Here is a 19264-nt window from a genome sequence, read left to right as displayed (position 1 = left end):
GCATTCAGGCAACGCGACGTTCGATCAGACGATCCGAGCCACCTTCAGCCACGCGACGTTCGATCAGACGATCCGAACCACCTTCGGCCACGCGGCGTTCGATCAGACGATCAGAACCACCTTCGGCCACGCGGCGTTCGATCAGACGATCCGAGCCACCTTCGGCCACACGGCGTTCGATCAAACGATCCGAACCACCTTCAGCCAAACGGCTTTCGATCAGTTTGTCCGAACCGCCTTCGGCGATCATGGTGTGGGCCGGGGTCGCGGCGAAAGCGTTGATAGCGAAGACCGAGAAAGCGATGCTGAGAAGAGTTTGGCGTTTCATGATGGTGTGCTCCGGGGTGTTGTTGGTTGGTATGGAGCAGATGTTACGCCGGAGATTTTTTATGAGAACTTCATTGCCGTGATGGTAAACATCGACGCCGATGATGGTTGCTGGAACCCGCAGATCAGAGCCTCACAGCACCTTCACCGCACGCCCGATCGCCTGAATCGGCCCGGTCGGTTTGCCGATCGGCGAGCCATTGGTTCCTTCCAGCGTCAGTTCGAACAGCTGATTCGGTTGCAGCGGCGGCAACTTGTCCAGCGGCACCGACAAGGCCTGCCCAGGCTTGACCAGCCCCAGCGACACCGGGCCTTGCCAGCCGTCAGCCTTGGTCCAGAATTCCAGCGCCTTGTCTTTCGGCACCTCGACCACGCCCAGCGGAATCAACTGGATCTCCCGTGAATTGCTGGCCTGAATCACCCAGCCCGGCGCCTTGTCCTGCGGCGCGACCAGCACCACCAGATAGCTTGGTGTCGGCGTGGTCTGGGTCAGCAGGATCGAGCCCAATATCAAGGTCGCGGCCAAGCCGGCAGCACTCAGCCCGCGCCAGAGTGGCAGCAGGTTCCACCATGAACTCGATGACGCTTTTGGCGTGATTCGGTCGAGGCTGCGTTCGATGCGTGGCCATAGCAGCGCCGAGGGTTGTTGCGAGGGCGCAAGATCGGTCAGCTCCAGCAGACGCCGCTCCCAGGCATCCACCGCTGCGCGCAGTTCCGGATCATTCGCCAGACGCCGTTGCACCTCGATTCGCTGCTCGACAGGCAGGGTGCCGAGCACGTATTCGCCGGCCAGTTCATCGCGATCCTGTGCCGATTCAGTGGTCATCCCATGCACTCCCGCAATGCGTTGAGACTGCGTTTGATCCACGCCTTGACCGTGCCGAGCGGCGTGTCCAGGCGCGCAGCAATCTGTGCGTGGCTGTAGCCGTCGACATAGGCGTGGAGGATGCAGTGGCGGCGTTGCGGCTCCAGTTGTTCGAGACAACGATGAATGCGCGCCGAATGCGCGTGAGCATCGAAGCCGTCAGCGTCGTCAGCCGTTTCGTGCTCATCGCCGAGCGAGGTCTCGCGACCCTGATCACGCAACAGATTCAGCGCCAGATGCCGCGTCACGCTGAACATCCAGCCGCGCGCCGAACCCCGCGCCGGATCGAATCCCGCCGCGCCGTTCCAGATCTTGATAAACGCTTCATGGACAATGTCCTCCGCCAGCGCCGTGTCGCGCACCAGCCGCTTGGCCACGCCGAGCAGACGCGGGCCTTCCTGCACATACAAATCGCGCAGGGCCGAGCGCTCGCCACGGGCACAGGCGGCGAGGCGGGCTTCGTAATCGAAAACGGATTCAGGTAAAGACATGTCCTGCAATCTAGCTCACATTCGCCAAAACAACATCAATCCTTGTGGGAGCGGGCTTGCTCGCGAAGGCGTTGTGTCAGCCACCACCTCTTTTGCTGATGCACCGCTTCGCGAGCAAGCCCGCTCCCACAGGGTTTTGCAGTGGTTTCAGGAATCAGTTCGCCGCCCAGAAGATGTAATCCGCCTGGTACTTCACCACTTCCTGTTTGCCCTTGTTCGCCGCCGTGCACTCACTGCCCGGTGCCACGCCACCCTTGAGCGCGACGCGCTGGATATAACTCACGCCCGTCATCGCGCCTTTGCCCTCGGCGGGATTGGCTTTGACCAGCTGATAGGGCAGGTTGCCCGGGCTTGACGGCGCCACGGCCAGTTGCGTACCGGTGATTTTCGAACCGTCCGTGGCCTGCCAAGTGGCCGGCGGCCCGTAGTAGGTACCGACCTGCTTGCCGCCGCGATCATTGAGCACCGCTTTCGGGCCGACGAAGGTCCACTCGGTCTGCCCCGGCGCATTGGCTTTGTCGCGGCATTCATAGGTGATTTCACCGACGCCGGTGGTTTCCATCGCGATCTTGTGGCCCTCCGGCACTTTGATCGCGTCGGGATAACTGCTTTGGGCGAAGGTCGTCGAAGTGACGGCGAGCAAACCGGTGAGGCCAATCAGATGGGTGATGTTCATCAGTATGTTTCTCCGAAAAGGGTAAACCGCTGACAGCCGAAGAGGGCTGTTACAGGGACTACCCGTGACGGAGGCGTTTGGATGCAGTGGCCCGAAAATAAATTTCAAACCCGACGATACCCCCTGTGGGAGCGGGCTTGCTCGCGAAGGCGCTAGGTCATCCAACACTTATGTGACTGATACACCGTATTCGCGAGCAGGCTCGCTCCCACAGGGATTGTTGTCGGGCTTGAGGCCAGAGGCCTTCAGCAGTTCCTGGGTGTAGGGATGTTGCGGCGCGGCGAAAATCTCCCGCGACGAACCCTGCTCCACCACCTTGCCCTCCTTGATCACCATCAAATCATGGGCCAGCGCATGCACCACCGCCAGATCATGGCTGATGAACAGATACGTCAGCCCATGCCTGATCTGCAACTGCCGCAACAACTCCACCACCTGTTTCTGCACCGTGCGATCCAGCGCCGAGGTCGGTTCATCCAGCAGAATCAGCGCCGGTTCCAGCACCAGTGCGCGGGCGATGGAAATGCGCTGGCGCTGGCCTCCGGAAAACTCGTGGGGATAACGATGGCGGCTCTGCGGGTCGAGGCCGACTTCCTCCAGCACGCGAATCACCGCCGCCTCACGTTCGGCCTCGGTGCCGATGCCATGGGTCAGCAAGCCTTCGGCGATGATCTGCTGCACCGACATCCGCGGGCTGAGGCTGCCGAACGGGTCCTGAAAGACCACTTGAATCTGCCGCCGCAGCGGCCGCATCAAGCGTTGATTGAGCAGGCTCAGTTGCTTGTTGCCGAAACGGATATTGCCCTCCGATTCCACCAGCCGCAGGATCGCCTGACCCAGCGTCGACTTGCCCGAACCGGACTCGCCGACAATGCCCAGGGTCTTGCCCCGTTGCAGGCTGAAACTCACGCCGTCCACGGCTTTGATGTATTCCTGCTGTCGACTGAACAACGCCTTGGGCAACGGGAACCAGACCTTCAGGTCATCGACTTCCAGCAGGTTGTGGTCGTACTCACTCGGCACCGGCGCTCCGCTGGGTTCTGCCTCGATCAACAAGCGGCTGTAAGGATGCTGTGGCGCGCGAAAGAGCGCTTCGCAATCGGCCTGCTCGACGATCTCGCCTTGGCGCATCACGCACACCCGTTGCGCGATACGCCGCACCAGATTGAGGTCGTGGCTGATCAGCAGCAACGACATGCCCAGGCGTTGCTGCAACTCGATCAACAGCTCAAGAATCTTCTGCTGCACGGTCACGTCCAGTGCGGTGGTCGGCTCATCGGCGATCAACAGTTCCGGCTCGTTGGCCAGCGCCATGGCGATCATCACGCGTTGCCGCTGACCGCCGGAGAGTTGGTGGGGATAGGCTTTCAAGCGCTGCAGCGGTTGGCGAATGCCCACCAGTTCCAGTAACTCCAAGGTGCGCGCACGGGCGGCGCGGCCCTTCAAACCCTTGTGAATCTCCAGCACTTCGCTGACCTGCTTTTCCACCGTGTGCAACGGGTTCAGCGAAGTCATCGGCTCCTGGAAAATCATCGCTATGCGATTGCCGCGCAAACCACGCATCTGCTGTTCGCTGGCGTGCAAAAGGTCGACGCCGTTGTAGCGGATCGCGCCGCTGCTGCTAACGGTTTTGCCCGGCAACAAACGCAGGATCGAATGCGCCGTTACCGACTTGCCCGAGCCGGATTCACCGACCAGCGCCAGGCACTCGCCACGGCGGATGTCGAGGTTCAAACCGTGCACCACTTCCTGCCCGGCGAAGGCGACACGCAGGTCGCGGATCTCGATCAAATGGTCATTCATGTCAGCTCCTCGGATCAAAGGCATCTCGGCAGGCTTCACCGATGAAAACCAACAACGACAGAATCAGCGCCAAGGCGAAAAACGCCGTCAGTCCCAGCCACGGCGCTTGCAGATTGCGCTTGGCCTGACCGATCAATTCGCCCAGCGACGCGGTGCCGGCCGGCATGCCGAAACCGAGGAAATCCAGCGCGGTGAGGGTGGCGATGGCACCGGTCAGGATGAACGGTAGGTAGGTAAGGGTGGAGGTCATTGCGTTGGGCAGGATGTGTCGGCACATCAGTTCGGTGTCAGTCAGGCCCAACGCCCGCGCGGCTTTCACGTATTCGAGGTTGCGCCCCCGCAAGAATTCGGCACGCACCACATCAACCAGCGCCAGCCAGGAAAACAGCGCCATGATCCCCAGCAGCCACCAGAAACTCGGCGAGACAAACCCGGACAAAATGATCAGCAGATACAGCACCGGCAACCCCGACCAGATCTCCAGCACCCGCTGCCCGAGCAAATCGACCCAACCGCCGTAATAACCCTGCAACGCGCCGGCAACGATGCCGATCAGTGCACTGACAGCGGTGAGCATCAACGCAAACAGAATCGAAATCCGCGTGCCGAAAATCACTCGGGCCAACACGTCCCGGGCCTGATCATCGGTGCCCAGCCAGTTGCTTGAGGAAGGTGGACTCGGCGCCGGTTCGCTGAGGTCGTAATTGACCGTGTCGTAGCTGAACGGGATCGGTGGAAACAGCATCCAGCCGCCCTGATCCTCGATCAGTTTGTGCACATAACCGCTGGCGTAATCCGGCTGAAACGGCAGCTCGCCGCCGAAATCGGTTTCCAGGTAATCGCTGAGGATCGGGAAGTAGAAAGTGTCGTGATAACGGATCACCAGCGGCTTGTCGTTGGCGATCAACTCGCCACCGAGGCAGATCAGGCACAGGCCTATGAACAGCCACAACGACCAGCGCCCGCGCCGATTGGCCTTGAACAGCGCCACGCGGCGCTGGCCGAGAGGGGAAAGAGTGAACATCAGGCAGTCCTCGCCGAGAAGTCGATGCGCGGGTCGAGCAGGGTGTAGCAAAGGTCGCCGATCAGCTTGATCAACAGACCGAACAGGGTGAACAGAAACAGCGCACCGAACACCACCGGGTAGTCGCGCGACACCGCCGCTTCGTAGCTCATGCGCCCGAGGCCGTCGAGGTTGAAGATGGTTTCGATCAGCAGGGAACCAGCGAAAAACACCTCGATCAGCGCCGACGGCACGCCCGCCACCACCAACAACATCGCGTTGCGAAACACATGGCCGTAGAGCACGCGGCGTTCGGTTAGACCCTTGGCCCGTGCGGTGATCACGTACTGACGGCTGATCTCGTTGAGGAAGCTGTTCTTGGTCAGGATCGTCAGCGTGGCGAAACCGCCGATCACCAGCGCCGTCACCGGCAACACCAGGTGCCAGAGGTAATCGCCGACCTTGCCCAGGGGGCTGAGGCTGGCGAAGTTATCCGAGATCAGGCCCTGCACCGGAAACCAGTTGACGTAACTGCCACCGGCGAACACCACGATCAGCAGAATCGCGAAGAGGAACGCCGGCATCGCGTAGCCGATGATGATCGCCGTGCTGCTCCAGACATCGAAGGCGCTGCCGTTCTTGATCGCCTTGCGAATGCCCAGCGGGATCGAAATCAGATAGGTGATCAAGGTCGCCCACAAGCCCAGCGACAGCGACACCGGCAACTTCTGCACGATCAGGTCGGTGACCTTGGCGCCGCGAAAGAAACTGCTGCCCAAATCCAGCTGCGCGTAGTTTTTCAGCATCAGCCACAGGCGTTCATGCAGCGGCTTGTCGAAGCCGTAGTGGTGCTTGATTTCTTCGATCAGCGCCGGGTCGAGGCCTCGGCTGCTGCGGCCCGCGCCGCCAATCGCGGCGACCTCGCCACCACCGCCCATGCTGTGCCCGCCGAAGCCTTGCAGGCGCGCAATGGCTTGCTCCACCGGACCGCCCGGCGCGGCCTGCACGATCAAAAAATTGACCACCAGAATGCACAACAGCGTGGGGATGATCAGCAGCAAGCGGCGACTCAGATAACGCAGCATGTCACTGTCCCCCCGCAAGCTGGCTGTGCATCTGCTGGTTGGTCAACGCCTTGGTCGACACCTCCCACCAGGTGTCGAGGCCTTCGTTGTAGGCCGGTTGCACGGCTGGCATGCCGAAGCGGTTCTGATACACCGTCGGTGTGCCTTTGGAGTAGTAGTTGGGAATCATGTAGTAACCCCATTGCAGCACCCGGTCGAGGGCGCGGGCGTAATGCACCATGGCATCGCGGGTATTGGCCTGGACCAGTCCGTCGATCAGTTGATCGACCGCCGGATTGGCCAGCACCATCGAGTTGGAACTGCCGACTTGCGTGGCACTCTGCGAGGCGTACAGGCTGTACAACTCGCGGCCCGGAGAGACGATCGGATCGCCACTGCGCGGGAAAGTGGTGACGATCATGTCGTAGTCGCGGGCGTTGAGACGGTTGACGTACTGCGCCGAATCGATCCGGCGCAGATTGAGGGTGATGCCGATCTGCGCGAGGGTGCGTTTGAACGGCAGCAGCATGCGGTCGAAACCGCCCTGACCATCGAGGAAAGTGAACGCCAGCGGCTCTCCGGCAGCATTGACCAGCCGATTGTGCTGCGGCGTCCAGCCAGCCTCGGCGAGCAGCTTTAGCGCTTGCAGTTGCTTGTCGCGGATGTAGCCGCTGCCATCGGTTTTTGGCGCTTGATAGACGGTGGTAAAAACCTCGTCGGGGATCTGCCCGCGCAGCGGTTCGAGGATTTTCAACTCTTCGGCATCAGGCAGCGCGGTGGCGGCCATTTCGCTCTTCGGCCAGAAGCTGTTCTGGCGCACATAGAAGCCGCGCATCATCTGCTTGTTGGTCCACTCGAAATCCCACAGCAGGCTGATTGCCTGGCGCACGCGGCGATCCTGAAAAATCGGGTTCTGCAGGTTGAACACGAAGCCTTGCGCCGCCGTCGGTTTTTCCGGGGCAAGAATCGACTGCTGCAAACGACCGTCGCGCAATGCCGGGCTGTCGTAGCCGACCACGTAACCGGAGGAGGAAAACTCGCGGTTGTAGTCGAACGCGCCGGCCTGCAACAACTGCCGGGCGACGTCGGTGTCGCCGTAGAAATTCACCGTCAGGGTGTCGAAGTTGTACAGGCCGCGACTGACCGGCAGGTCCTTGCCCCACCAGTCCGGGTCGCGCTGGAAACTGATGCTGCGCCCGGCGTCGACTTTGCTCACCCGATACGGACCGCTGCCCAACGGTGGCTCGAAACCGCCGCCATTGGCGAAATCGCGGGTCTTCCACCAGTGCTCGGGGACGATCCGCATCGTCGCCAGGTCCAGTGCCAAGGTGCGGTTGAGGTTGTTCTTGAAGGTGAAAAGCACCTGCCGTGGGCCTTCGATTGTCACGTCCTGCACGTCGGCGTATTGCTGGCGATAACTCAGGCTGCCCTTGGTCATCAGCAGGTTGAAGGTGTAGCGCACGTCTTCGGCGGTGATCGGCGTGCCGTCGGCGAAGCGTGCCTTTGGGTTGAGGGTGAAACGCACCCACAAACCCTCCGGGTCGCGTTCGATCTGCTGCGCGACCAGTGCGTAAACAGTGTACGGCTCATCGAGCGAGCGGAACGCCAGCGGCGAGTACACCCAGTCGTTGACCTGCACCACGGAAATGCCCTGATCGGCATACGGGGTGATGTAGTTGTACTGACCGATTTCCATCGATGCACGGCTGAGCGAACCACCCTTGGGCGCGTGCGGGTCGACGAAATCGAAATGCTGGAAGTTCGCCGGATACTTCGGCGCCTCGCCGTACACCGTCAGCGCATAACTGCCAGCGGCCAGCGCCGAGGTGCCGGGGCACAGCAGCGCACCACCCAGAAGCAGAGCGGCCATGTTGCGCATGAATCTCATGAAATCACTCCTTAATTCCTGAATGCACACAGATCAAACTGTGGGAGGGGGCAAGGCCCCTCCCACAGGGGAGACATCTGGTGTTTCCGGTTAGAAGTGGTACGTCATGCGCGCAAACAAGGTGCGGCCCAGCGGGTCGGTATAGCGCGGGTCATAGCCGCTCTGGAAGTTGTAGGCCTGGTTGGAGAACGGTGGGTTGCGGTCGAACACGTTCTTCATCCCGGCATCGACGTCCAGCACCTTGTTGAAGGTGTAACCCGCCGACAGGTCCCACACCGAATACGACGCCACGCGCGCGTGGGTCTCGCGGTCGTAATCGTTGTAGCCGGTGGTGAAGCGGTTGGTCAGCGACGCGCGAGCGGCACCTAAGGTCCAGCTACCGGTAAGGTTGTGCTTCCAGCGCGCAATCACGCCGTCACCCTGGAAGTCGCCGACCTTGTCGGTGAACGGGCCTTTGATGGTGCTCTGGAAGTCGTACTCGTCGACATAAGTGCCTTGCAGCCCCAAACCGAACTGACCATAAGGGGTGTTCGGGAAGCGATAGTCGAGCGACACATCGACACCGTTGGTTTCGACGATGCCGAGGTTGGCATTGCCGGTGACGATGTAGTTGAGCGTGCCGTCGGCGTTGCGCACAAAGCGATCCGGGTAGGAACCAGCCTGATCAAACACGGTGGATTCCGGGAACGGCTGGATCTGGTTGGAAATATGAATCCACCAGAAATCCAGACCCACCGACAAGTTGCTGATCGGCTGGTAAACGAAGCCCAGCGTCACGTTGCGCGCCTTCTCCGGGGCCAGGTCTTCGTTGCCGCCGATCTGGTTGAGGAACTGTTGACCGCAATCGCGCCCGCCGTTGCCGCCCGGTTGCACCACGCCGCCGGTACACAGCACCGGGTCGTTGTAGTAGCCCTGGGTGAACGTGATGCTGCGCGGCGAATACAATTCATACAGCGACGGCGCACGGAAACCTTCGCTGTAGGCGCCACGCACCACCAGTTCTTTCAACGGCTGATAACGGAACGAGTATTTCGGGTTGGTGGTGCTGCCGAAGTCGCTGTATTTGTCGTGACGCACAGCAGCGGAGAGTTCGAGACTGTCGAGCACCGGCACGTTGATTTCGGCGTAGGCGGCTTTCACGCTGCGGTCGCCCTCGACACTGCCGGCCGGGTCGATGCCGAGGCTCTGGATGTCACCGGCGAACGACTCGAAATCCTGGTGGAATTTCTCTTTGCGGTACTCGCCGCCCAGCGCCAGACCGGACGGGCCGGCGCCGAACCAGTCACCGATTTCGCGGCTGATGCGTCCGTCAAAACCGGCGACCCGGCCGACGGCAGTGGAGTAGGCACCATGGTAGGCCGCGTCGTCGATGTATTGCTGACCGGCAGCGGACTGCGGGCCGAACGGGTTGAGCAGACCACTGGCCAGACCGTCGATCATCGCCTGATCGCTGACATACCCGCTGGTGACGCTGGAGACGATTTTGTTCTGGTTGTACGAGGCGCCGACGTTGTAATCCCAACCACCGACCAGACCATCGAAGCTCAGCAGGAAGCGCTGGCTGGTGTTCTGGTCTTTCGATTCACGCGGGCCGGCAGCGGTTTCGCGCCAGTTGACGTCGACCGGTTGGGTCGGGTCGAGGGTGAAATCGGTCGGGGCGGGGGTGATACCGTTGCCGGGGTAGTAGGGCGATGAGCCGTCGAGGCTCAGACCGGTCAGCGGCGCCGGACCGACAGCGGTGGCGTTGTTGTTGCGCGACCAGAAGTATTCGAGGTTGACGTTGTGATCGTCACCGAGTTTGCCGGTAGTCTTGCCGAAAAACGAGGTCTTCTCGGTCTGCGGTACCAGGTCGATGTATTCGCGAGTGCTGAAGCGGCACAGGCCATCGCGCGCGACCAGGTTCGGCCCGTTGCAATTGCTGTTGGCGAGCGGGTTGGTGGCGTTGCCGTTCTGGCTGTAGTTACCGGGGAACGCGGTGCCGGAGGTCTGATCGAGGCCACGGCCGGGATCGTAGTCGCGGGCGAAGGAACGGTCGTTGGCGTCGAGGTTCTGCTGCTTGTTGTAGTTGAATACGCCGAGGACGTTGAAGCGGTCTTCTTCCAGATCGCCATAGCCCCAACTGGCGCTCATGTCTTTGGTTGCACCGCCGCCGCTGTGGGTCGGGGTTTCGCCGCCGAGGGTCAACTGGCCGTCGGTGAGGGATTTTTTGGTGATGAAGTTGATCACGCCGCCAATGGCGTCAGTGCCGTACAGGGCCGAGGCGCCGTCACGCAGGACTTCCACACGCTCGATGGCGGCAAACGGGATCATGTTCAGATCCACCGCGCCACCGGCCGAGTTGGTGCCCGACAAGGCGTTGTTGGCCAGGCGTCGACCGTTGAGCAGCACCAGCGTCTTGTTCGCGCCGATGCCGCGCATGTCGGCGAACGAAGCGCCGCCGGTGGCTGCACCCACGGAGCCTGCGCTGTTGTTGATCGACTGGCTGCCGGTGATGCGCTGGACCAGTTCGGCGGTGGTGGTCACGCCCTGTTTGCGCAGCTCATCGGCTTTGAGAATGGTGATCGGCACCGCCGTTTCCGCATCGACCCGGCGAATCGCCGAACCCGTCACTTCCACCCGTTGCAGTTGTGTGGTCGGCGCCACCACTGCGGCTGCAGCGGGCACGGCGGCGTTGTCGTCCTCGGCCGCTTGCACGGTCCCGGCGCCCATCCCCATGGCCACCAGATACAACGGAACAAAACGGTGGCGAGAAATCGTTGCCACCAAGGGTTTGAGCGTGAAGCGTGGAGTGTTCATCAGCATGGTTGTTTCCGACTTTATCAGACGTTATCGAATTGGCCTTGTGAGCCCCTCATTGCTCCGCTTTCGGTGATACCGCGTGCGGAAAACCACTTTCTTCAAGCAAGCCGATCCCCTCCGAAGACGCGTGGCGTTTTTTCGGTCGGCGGGTTGCGACGGGATTCAGCGGGCGGTGGCGGGCGCGTCTTTCAAGGTGCGTCCGCCACCGCACTCAGTGGGTGGTCATCACCGATATTCTGGTGATGCCCGAGCGTTCGATAGACGCCATGGCCTTCGCTACCTGGCCGTAATTGACGGCGGAGTCGGCCTGCAACTGGACGCGTACTTCGGCGTCCTTGGCCTTGACCTCTTTGAGGCTGGCCTCCAAGGATTCCGGGGCCAGTTCGGTTTTCGCCAGATAGAACTTGCCGTCCTGATCGACGCTGACCACCACTGGGTCTTTTTTCTCGGCGGGGGCGACGGCGTCGGTTTTCGGCAGGTTGACTTTGATCGCGTTGGTCATCAGCGGCGCGGTGACGATGAACACCACCAGCAGCACGAGCATCACGTCGACCAGTGGCGTGACGTTCATTTCGCTGAGCACTTCATCGCTGTCTTGTGTGGAGAATGACATCAGCTGGCCTCCCGCACGGCGGTGGTGGTTTTGCTGGCAATGGCCTGACGACTGATGGAAAACGCGCTGCGCGAGGCGAGGGCGTCGAAGTCGTGGGCGAAGTCATCCATGTCAGCCGACGCGAGCTTCAAGCGGCGCAGGAAGAAGTTGTAGATCAGCACTGCCGGCACCGCGACGGCGATCCCCACACCGGTGGCGATCAGCGCGTGACCGATGGGCCCGGCGACCGCTTCCAGGCTGGCGGAACCGGTTTCGCCGATGCTTTTCAGCGCTTCCATGATTCCCCACACGGTGCCGAACAAACCAATGAACGGCGCGGTGCTGCCGATACTGGCGAGGATCGCCTGACCGTTTTCCAGGGAACGGCGTTCCTTCTGAATCTGCTGGCGCAAGTTGCGCTCCAGGCGATCCGAGCGATTGATGGTGTGCGCCAGTTGTTGTGTGGTGCGCGGCGAATCTTCCACCAGCAGCGCCTCGAAACCGCTGCTGGCGATGCGCGCCAGCGAACCCGGATACTGGCTGGCATGTTCGGCGGCGGTGAGCAGATCCGGCGCGCCCCAGAAGGCTTTGGTGAATTGTTTGTTCTGCGCTTTCTGCCGCAGGTACTGCGCCGATTTGACCAGCAGGATCGCCCAGCTGACCACGGAAAACAGCACCAGACCCCAGAGCACGCCGGGGACAATCATCGAAGACAAATCGTTCATGGTGACACCTCGCTTGCGTTATTCGGTTGTGCGTTGATTGAGCGTTTGGTTATTGCGGCAATTTGAAATCGATGGTCTGGGTGGCGAAGCCGTCAATCGGTGTGTCTCCGCGCTTGGCCGGAATGAATTTCCAGTTCTTCACGGCGGCGACGGCGGCATCATCCAGTTGTGCCTTGCCGCTGGATTTGGTCACTGTGACCGTCCCTGCGCGACCGTTGGCCAGCACCTGAATGCGCAGCACCACGCTGCCTTCCCAATTGCGTCGCAGCGCCAGCGACGGGTATTCCGGTGGCGGGTTGCCGAGGCTGGCGAGGCCGGAAATCGCCGCCGACTCCTTCACCGGCCCAGGGGCGGCAGCAGGCGCTGGCGGCGCGCTCGGGGTGGCCGGTGCGGCAGGCGCAGCGGGTTGTGCCGGAGCGGGCGGGGCTTTTGGCGGCTCGACTTTTTTCACCGGTTTGGGCTTCTCGACCGGTTTCGGTTTTTCGATGGGCTTGGGCTTCTCCACCGGCTTGGGGGGCGGCTTGACCGCGTCTTCGTCTTCCACCGGTTGTTCAGGCTCCGGCGGGGGCGGTGGAGGCGGCGGTGGTGGCGGTTCTGGCGTGGGCGGTGCCGGTGGCGTCGGGCTGGTCAGCTCGACGGTCATTTCCGGAATCTGTGGGGGCGTCGGCAATGGCTCGGTTCGCGACTGCTGGAGAAACCACCAGGCGCCACCGTGTATCAGTGCCGACACAGCCACCAGCAACACCATTTGCTGTTTATTCAACCCGCCGGGTTGCGAGGTGTTGGCTTTAAAGGCCGGCCGGTCCGAGGGCGACGGGATCGGCGCTTCCCGCAACGGGCCCGGCAGGGTTCTGTGCTTTACCGCATCGTTCATTAAAGCTCCCTCGGGTTGATGAAGGGCAATAAGGTGCCGTCCGAACATGTAAGTGATGTTCGAGTGAATGGGTGCAACTTTCTTAGGGGTGTGCACAAGCCGATAGTTGGACTATCCGGTTAACAAGGCATGTGCAAACTTACTGGCTTAGCGCCATCGACTTCGTCTGTTCATATACCCGATCCCTGGTGATTCTCTTATTTGATTGAGACATCAAGCTGTCTCATTCCTGATACATAGCAACGGTTGTGCCAGATATTGCCGAAATGTCGCGCTGTTATTTCATCGGTGTTACCCGTGTCGCATTTATATAAGTTTTACCGTCGTCGCCGTTTTTCTGCGGGGCGCAGCCATCCGTGACTCTGTCTGGCAGAGCTTTTTCAGAGGCGAGTCAGGCTAAGCGCGCTATCCGGCTGAACGGCGGAATAGAGCGGCTGCTTGGCTTGCGGCCAGGGCACTTGCTGGTGCGCGGCGGACTGAATTGGTGCGGGTCAATGTTTTAGCGGGTCACGGGGCGTGTTCCTTGTTTTTGTTTAAACGAAATCAATGTTTGATGTATCGAGCGATTGAAGTCGGTGGAACGGTTTTGGTGCACTTGCAAAGAACCTGAAAGTTATTGTTCGACAATCCTCTTTCCGTTCAAATGCTGAAGCCGTTGCGCAACAACTAGTCGGTCATATTTAAAAAACAAATAGCACGCTGCCGTCGGCCAATGATCCATTGCCGAATGCCGTGTGCTCTCGTTATCTCAGGTAATAAAGTAAGTGCGAAGCCAGACGCGACTGTTCAGGTGAACCCGGCGCTGTTCAGGAATAAGCGAAAAGAGGGTAATGCGGCAAAGCGATTGAAGATTCACGCGGTGAACTCCTTATTGCCAGCTCGGACACACGAACTTTTGGTTCGGTATCGCACCTTACAAGAACGCGGATAGCGTTCGATGATTGCTCTTGGTGCGGGATGGGCACCATCAGCGCTGTTTGCGAGGTTTGAATTCGCAAGTCGCGATGGCATGGGAAAAACGTGCCAAAACCGACACACATGCAGAATTTTTCTACATCGGGCCTGCCGCCATCTACCCTTGGCAAAGGCTCAATTCGGGGGATCGGCTATGTACCAGCTCTACGGGCACAGAAATTCGGGCGCAGCCGCGATTGAAGCGGCGCTGGAGTTGTGCCAGATCGCCTACCGTTTCATCGATATCGAAGCCAGTACCGAGGCCGCCGAAGCGTTGGCCAAACTCAACCCGCTGAAACAGATTCCAACCCTGCAATTGCCCGACGGCAGTGCACTGACCGAGAGCGCGGCGATCCTGATTCACTTGGGCCTGGCGTTCCCGCAATCGGGCCTGCTGCCCGCCGGGGCCGCAGACCGCGACCAGGCCATTCGCGGCATGGTTTATATCGTCAGCAATTGTTACGCGGCCATCGGCGTCATCGATTACCCCGAGCGCTGGCTGCTGATGCCCGACGAAGCCTCACGGCAGAACCTGATGGCCGGTGCGCGTGAGCGTTTGCATTGGTGTTGGGAGGTGTTTGCCGACCAGTTTTCCGCCGCGTTGTATCTGGACGACGAAACGCCAGGGGCGCTGGATGTGCTGGCGGCGGTGGTGACGCGCTGGGCGGGCAGTCGTGAGCATTTGCGCCAGTCCCGACCCGGCTTCTACGCGTGGCTGCAACGCATCGACCGGCACCCGGTGCTGGCGCCGGTTTTCGCGCGGCATTGGCCCGCCTGACCCACCCCAAATCAAATGTGGGGGATTGCGGTGAATTTGCGGGATTTACTCCCCGCGAATGTACTGCTCCAACTGCTTGATCAACTCCGCCTGTTCGGCAATGGCTTCCTTGACCAGGTCACCAATCGACAGCAGGCCGATCAACTTTCCGTTTTCCACCACCGGCAAGTGGCGCAGGCGTTTGTCGGACATGATGCCCAGGCACGTGTCGACGGTTTGATGGGTGTCCACGGTGATGACGTTCGCGACCATGATGTCGCGCACCGGCGTGCCGACCGAGGAGCGGCCATGCAACACCAGTTTGCGCGCGTAGTCGCGCTCGCTGATGATGCCGACCACTTGCTCGTCTTCGACCACGAGCAAGGCGCCGACGTTTTTTTCGGCCATCTTCCTCAGCGCATCGAGCACCATGTGATCAGGCTTGATCTGGTGCACTTCCTGATTTATCTGATCTTTGAGCTTGAGCAGTTGGGCGACGGTCTTCATGGCGGTTACTCAGGTGTTGTAGTTGTTATCCAAGCATCGTAGACGCAAGCGCGCAGGGCAAGGTGGCAAAGCGGCAGATAGCACGCAAAAAACGTCATTTGCCGGTTTTTTCCGCGGCTGGCGTCGATTTATCCCAAGGGTCATCCCACGCAATGCCGCGTAGAATGCCCCTCTGTTTCAGTTTCCGAGGTTGCAGTGGTGGATTTACCGCAGGGCTTCGTCCTGACCCGGCATTGGCGCGATACACCGGCCGGCACCGAAGTCGAGTTCTGGCTGGCGACCGACGCCGGGCCGCGCCGTGTGCGCTTGCCGCACCAACCGTCAGTGGCGTTTATCCCCGCCGAGCAGCGGGCGGTTGCCGAACGTCTGCTGCACGACGAAAAGAACGTCGAACTGCGCCCGCTGGCTCTGCAGGATTTCCAGCATCGCCCGGTGCTTGGCCTGTATTGCCAGCAACACGGCCAGTTGATGCGCCTGGAAACCGCGCTCAATCGCAACGGTGTCGACGTTTATGAGGCAGACGTGCGGCCGCCGGAACGCTATCTGATGGAGCGCTTCATCACCGCCCCGGTGTTGTTCAGCGGAACACCCGATGCCGACGGCGTGTTGCGCAACGCCCAGCTCAAACCGGCGCCGAATTACCGGCCGAATCTGCGGCTGGTCTCGCTCGACATCGAAACCACCGAAACCGGCGAGCTGTATTCCATCGCCCTCGAAGGCTGCGGCCAGCGCCAGGTGTACATGCTCGGTACACCCAACGGCGACGCCAGCATCGTCGACTTCGATCTGGAATATTGCGACTCGCGCACCATCATTTTAAAGAAGCTCAACGACTGGTTTGCCCGCCACGACCCCGACGCGATCATTGGCTGGAACGTCGTGCAGTTCGATTTGCGCATCCTCCACGAGCACGCCCGGCGCCTGGGTGTGCCGCTGAAGATCGGCCGTGGCGGCGAAGAAATGCAGTGGCGTGAACACGGCAGCCGTAACCACTATTTCGCCTCGGCAGCGGGACGCCTGATCATCGACGGCATCGAGTCCCTGCGTTCGGCGACCTGGAGTTTTCCTTCGTTCAGTCTGGAGAATGTCGCGCAGACGCTCCTGGGCGAGGGCAAGTCCATCGATAACCCGTACCAGCGCATGGACGAAATCAACCGCATGTTCGCCGAGGACAAGCCGGCGCTGGCCAAGTACAACCTCAAGGACTGCGAACTGGTCACGCGAATCTTCGCCAAGACCGAGCTGCTGACGTTTTTGCTCGAGCGCGCCAGCGTCACCGGACTGCCGGCGGATCGCAGTGGCGGTTCGGTGGCGGCGTTCACTCACTTGTACATGCCGCTGATGCACCGACAGGGATTCGTCGCGCCGAACCTGGGCACCAATCCACCCCAGGCCAGCCCCGGCGGTTTCGTCATGGACTCGCAACCGGGCCTGTACGAATCGGTGCTGGTGCTCGATTACAAGAGTCTGTATCCGTCGATCATCCGCACTTTTCTGATCGACCCGATGGGACTGATCGAAGGCTTGCAGCACCCGGATGATGCCGATTCGGTGCCGGGTTTTCGTGGCGCGCGGTTCTCGCGCACCCGCCATTGCCTGCCCTCGATTGTTTCGCGCGTTGCCGAGGGCCGCGAGACCGCCAAACGCGAGCGCAACGCGCCGTTGTCGCAAGCGCTGAAGATCATCATGAACGCCTTTTACGGCGTGCTCGGTTCCAGCGGTTGCCGCTTCTTCGATACGCGGCTGGCGTCGTCAATCACCCTGCGCGGCCACGAAATCATGCTGCGCACGCGCAAGCTGATCGAAGAGCAAGGCCACGAGGTGATCTACGGCGACACCGATTCGACGTTTGTCTGGCTGCGTCGCCCGCACGGGCAGGAAGAGGCAGCGAACATCGGGCATGCGCTGGTCAAGCACGTCAATGATTGGTGGCGCGAGTACGTGCGCGAGGAATATGGCCTGGAAAGCGCCCTGGAACTGCAATTCGAGATTCACTACAAACGCTTCCTGATGCCGACCATTCGTGGCGCGGAGGAGGGCAGCAAAAAGCGCTATGCCGGTCTCGTCACCCGCGCAGACGGCAGCGATGAAATGGTCTACAAGGGCCTGGAAACCGTGCGCACCGACTGGTCGCTATTGGCCCGGCAATTCCAGCAGGAACTCTACGAGCGGATCTTCCAGCGCAAGCCGTATCAGGATTACGTGCGTGACTATGTGCGCAAGACCTTGGCCGGTGAGTTCGATGATCGACTGGTCTACCGCAAACGCCTGCGTCGCACCCTCGACGATTACGAGCGCAATGTCCCGCCGCACGTGCGCGCGGCGCGCCTGGCCGATGATTACAACGCGCAACACGGGCGCCCGCGCCAGTACCAGAACGGTGGCTGGATCAGTTACGTCATCACCCTGGCCGGCCCGGAACCGCTGGAAGTGCGTCGTGCGGCCATCGACTACGACCACTACATCACCCGCCAGCTGCAACCGGTGGCCGACGCCATTCTGCCGTTTGTCGACGACGACTTCTCAACCCTGATCGGTGGGCAACTGGGCCTGTTCTAAGTCGAGCAGTTGCAGCGTCCATTCATCGAGAATGCCGTGGAAATAGCGCTCCAGTGCCTGATTGAACAGGCTGTCCTCAGCGGCAAACTGTGCAAACAGGGTCATTGAGGAATGGAATTTCAGGTCGTCGGGATGGCCGAAAATCTGCGCAATCGAACGCTGTTGCACGTTCAGCACCAACTGCGTGCAGGTACGCAGCCGTGCACCGAGCTGCTCGTGGGCCAGATAGGCCCGGGCTTCTTCGGCTGAACCGATGGCGAAGCGCCGGGACGTTTCACTGCCGCCCAGGCCGGCAAACTGCGCAAAGACAAACCACATCCAGTGGCTGCGTTTGCGGCCTTCGGCGAGCTCGCGTTGCACGCGCTCGAACACCGGGTCCTGTGCCTGGACAAAACGTTGCAGGTTGAACGGGTCGTACTGATCAGTGCTTCTCATCGCAAAGCCCGCCAGTCGGCAGCGGCTCAGACCATGGCCAGCCGCTGCTTGCGTTGTGGCGCTGGAAACACCTGGTCCAGCGCCGCCAGATCCCCGGCCTCCAGTTGCAGCTGCGCCGCTTGTGCATTGAGTTGCACGTGCTCGGGTCGCACAGCCTTGGGGATCGCAATGATGCCATCCTGACGCAGAATCCACGCCAGCGAAACCTGTGCCGGGGTCACGCCATGACGAATGGCAATGTCGTTCAACACGGGTTCGGCGAGCATCGCGCCACCCTGACCAATCGGACAGTAGGCCATCAGCGGCATGCGCTGGTGCTGGCACCACGGCAACAGGTCGAATTCGACGCCGCGTTCTTCGAGATTGTAAAGAACCTGATTGGTGGCACAGGCCGAACTCGACAGTTCTTCGAGATCGTCGACATCGAAATTCGACACGCCCCAACGGCCAATCTTGCCGTCCTCGCGCAGGCGTTCGAAGGCTTCGACGGTTTCCTCCAGCGGATACTGGCCGCGCCAGTGCAGCAGATAGAGATCGATGTAGTCAGTGTCGAGCCGGCGCAAGCTGCGCTCACAGGCTTGCGGGATGCCTTTGCGGCTGGCGTTGTGCGGGTAGACCTTGCTGACCAGAAACACTTGATCGCGAATGCCGGCAATCGCTTCGCCGACCACGCTTTCGGCGCCGCCCTCGGCGTACATTTCCGCCGTGTCGATCAGGGTCATGCCCAACTCGATCCCGCTGCGCAGCGCGGCGACTTCACGTTTGTGCGCCGAGCGGTCTTCACCCATGCGCCAGGTGCCTTGGCCGATCAGCGGAACCTGCACACCGGCCAGTTCGAGGGTACGCATTCAAACCTCCTATCTGAAATGTCTCGCTACCTTTTAATTGGCAGCAGGATAGACCAGATCGTTCCGAATGCTTTCAGATCAGACGCAGCCGGATCGT

At 60.9% G+C, this 19264-nt stretch carries 17 protein-coding genes; 2 read left to right on the top strand and 15 right to left on the bottom strand.

All coding sequences use genetic code 11. From position 1 onward, the window contains the following. Nucleotides 1-4: 4 nt before the first annotated feature. The 12 genes from AACY19_RS02475 to AACY19_RS02420 form a co-directional block, all read right to left on the bottom strand. Nucleotides 5-328: a hypothetical protein gene (locus tag AACY19_RS02475; protein WP_339447580.1), complete on the bottom strand. Its 324-nt coding sequence runs from the start codon at nt 326-328 to the stop codon at nt 5-7. Between the two features lie 132 nt (nt 329-460). Beyond that, nucleotides 461-1153 (bottom strand): anti-sigma factor, encoded by a 693-nt coding sequence (locus tag AACY19_RS02470; protein ID WP_339447578.1) that lies wholly within the window; start codon nt 1151-1153, stop codon nt 461-463. Next, nucleotides 1150-1683 (bottom strand): sigma-70 family RNA polymerase sigma factor, encoded by a 534-nt coding sequence (locus AACY19_RS02465; protein WP_339447576.1) that lies wholly within the window; start codon nt 1681-1683, stop codon nt 1150-1152. The genes AACY19_RS02470 and AACY19_RS02465 overlap by 4 nt, the downstream gene beginning before the upstream one ends. A 154-nt stretch (nt 1684-1837) precedes the next feature. Beyond that, nucleotides 1838-2359: a DUF3455 domain-containing protein gene (locus tag AACY19_RS02460; protein WP_339447574.1), complete on the bottom strand. Its 522-nt coding sequence runs from the start codon at nt 2357-2359 to the stop codon at nt 1838-1840. Between the two features lie 168 nt (nt 2360-2527). Then, on the bottom strand, nt 2528-4162 hold the full coding sequence (locus AACY19_RS02455) for an ABC transporter ATP-binding protein (RefSeq protein WP_339447572.1): 1635 nt from the start codon (nt 4160-4162) through the stop codon (nt 2528-2530). Between the two features lies 1 nt (nt 4163). Next, nucleotides 4164-5186: an ABC transporter permease gene (locus tag AACY19_RS02450; RefSeq protein ID WP_339447571.1), complete on the bottom strand. Its 1023-nt coding sequence runs from the start codon at nt 5184-5186 to the stop codon at nt 4164-4166. Continuing rightward, the gene (locus AACY19_RS02445) at nt 5186-6250 is read right to left on the bottom strand and encodes a microcin C ABC transporter permease YejB (protein WP_339447570.1); all 1065 of its coding nucleotides are present in this window, start codon (nt 6248-6250) and stop codon (nt 5186-5188) included. Before AACY19_RS02445 ends, AACY19_RS02450 begins: the two co-directional genes overlap by 1 nt. Before the next feature lies 1 nt (nt 6251). Next, nucleotides 6252-8117 (bottom strand): extracellular solute-binding protein, encoded by a 1866-nt coding sequence (locus AACY19_RS02440; RefSeq protein ID WP_445262276.1) that lies wholly within the window; start codon nt 8115-8117, stop codon nt 6252-6254. 90 nt (nt 8118-8207) lie between these two features. Then, on the bottom strand, nt 8208-10919 hold the full coding sequence (locus AACY19_RS02435; RefSeq protein WP_339447568.1) for a TonB-dependent receptor: 2712 nt from the start codon (nt 10917-10919) through the stop codon (nt 8208-8210). 208 nt (nt 10920-11127) lie between these two features. Continuing rightward, nucleotides 11128-11529 carry an ExbD/TolR family protein gene (locus AACY19_RS02430; protein ID WP_158959203.1) on the bottom strand — a complete coding sequence of 134 codons (402 nt, stop codon included), beginning with the start codon at nt 11527-11529 and terminating at the stop codon, nt 11128-11130. Continuing rightward, on the bottom strand, nt 11529-12215 hold the full coding sequence (locus tag AACY19_RS02425; RefSeq protein WP_445262280.1) for a MotA/TolQ/ExbB proton channel family protein: 687 nt from the start codon (nt 12213-12215) through the stop codon (nt 11529-11531). The genes AACY19_RS02430 and AACY19_RS02425 overlap by 1 nt, the downstream gene beginning before the upstream one ends. A 67-nt stretch (nt 12216-12282) precedes the next feature. Further along, nucleotides 12283-13107, bottom strand: coding sequence for an energy transducer TonB (locus AACY19_RS02420; protein ID WP_339447560.1), 825 nt, complete (start codon nt 13105-13107; stop codon nt 12283-12285). Between the two features lie 1108 nt (nt 13108-14215). Here AACY19_RS02420 and AACY19_RS02415 point away from each other — a divergent pair. Continuing rightward, on the top strand, nt 14216-14839 hold the full coding sequence (locus tag AACY19_RS02415; protein WP_339447558.1) for a glutathione S-transferase N-terminal domain-containing protein: 624 nt from the start codon (nt 14216-14218) through the stop codon (nt 14837-14839). Nucleotides 14840-14884: 45 nt separating this feature from the next. Here the strand turns inward: AACY19_RS02415 and AACY19_RS02410 are convergent, their stop codons facing one another. Continuing rightward, complete coding sequence (locus AACY19_RS02410; RefSeq protein ID WP_339447556.1) at nt 14885-15325, bottom strand: CBS domain-containing protein; 441 nt, start codon at nt 15323-15325, stop codon at nt 14885-14887. Between the two features lie 198 nt (nt 15326-15523). Between AACY19_RS02410 and AACY19_RS02405 the strand changes: the two genes are divergently transcribed. Then, nucleotides 15524-17884, top strand: coding sequence for a DNA polymerase II (locus AACY19_RS02405; protein WP_339447554.1), 2361 nt, complete (start codon nt 15524-15526; stop codon nt 17882-17884). Here AACY19_RS02405 and AACY19_RS02400 read toward each other — a convergent pair. Both AACY19_RS02400 and AACY19_RS02395 read right to left on the bottom strand, forming a co-directional pair. After that, complete coding sequence (locus AACY19_RS02400) at nt 17849-18319, bottom strand: DUF1810 domain-containing protein (protein WP_339447552.1); 471 nt, start codon at nt 18317-18319, stop codon at nt 17849-17851. The genes AACY19_RS02405 and AACY19_RS02400 overlap by 36 nt on opposite strands. 26 nt (nt 18320-18345) lie before the next feature. Further along, complete coding sequence (locus AACY19_RS02395; protein ID WP_339447550.1) at nt 18346-19167, bottom strand: aldo/keto reductase; 822 nt, start codon at nt 19165-19167, stop codon at nt 18346-18348. Nucleotides 19168-19264: the final 97 nt, after the last annotated feature.

It is taken from the genome of Pseudomonas sp. EA_5y_Pfl2_R50, from assembly GCF_963970475.1.
Classification (GTDB): domain Bacteria; phylum Pseudomonadota; class Gammaproteobacteria; order Pseudomonadales; family Pseudomonadaceae; genus Aquipseudomonas.
The sequence above is the reverse complement of the archived record's forward strand: the minus strand, read 5'-3'. Positions and strand labels throughout refer to the sequence as shown.